This window comes from Gillisella terrae (assembly GCF_004801395.1).
Classification (GTDB): Bacteria; Pseudomonadota; Alphaproteobacteria; order Rhizobiales; family Rhizobiaceae; genus Allorhizobium; species Allorhizobium terrae.
Genome location: NZ_SSOA01000032.1, coordinates 1 through 431, shown reverse-complemented (window position 1 = coordinate 431; position 431 = coordinate 1). Strand labels below are relative to the sequence as shown.

The 431-nt window shown below is 55.5% G+C and carries 1 protein-coding gene; it reads right to left on the bottom strand.

Features of this window, described 5'->3' with window-relative positions:
• A partial coding sequence (locus tag E6C51_RS20015; protein WP_190237306.1) for an SDR family NAD(P)-dependent oxidoreductase occupies window positions 1-316 on the bottom strand: 316 nt, incomplete at its 3' end.
• Window positions 317-431 lie beyond the last annotated feature (115 nt).

The window sequence follows — 431 nt, the reverse complement described above, 5'->3', positions numbered from 1 at the left end:
CAAAATCCGCACCGCTTTGATCGGCAAAATTGCCGGGGATAATCATGCCAGCCGAGGCAATCAATGTATCAATGGCACCATGGATGGCAACGCATTCCATGACCGCAGTGTGTAGCGCCGCACCATCGGTGACGTCGGCAGCTTGGGTGTGAACCGGGCGGCTGTTCGGATATTGGCTTTGCAAGGTGCGCTTTGCCGCGTCCAGCTTGTCTTGGTCGCGTGCCAGCAAGCTGACGCTATCGCCCCGCTGCACCAAAAGACCTGCAATGTGCAGCCCTATGCCGCTGGAGCCTCCGGTGATCATGATATGCGCCATATCAACAAGCCTTGCGATGATTTGATCCGCCAGTCGGGCGTGGCGGATGCGATGGTTTGGGGTGTTTGAGCACGTCTCTTCACGCGGTTAAACTTTAATAGAACTGTAATAGATC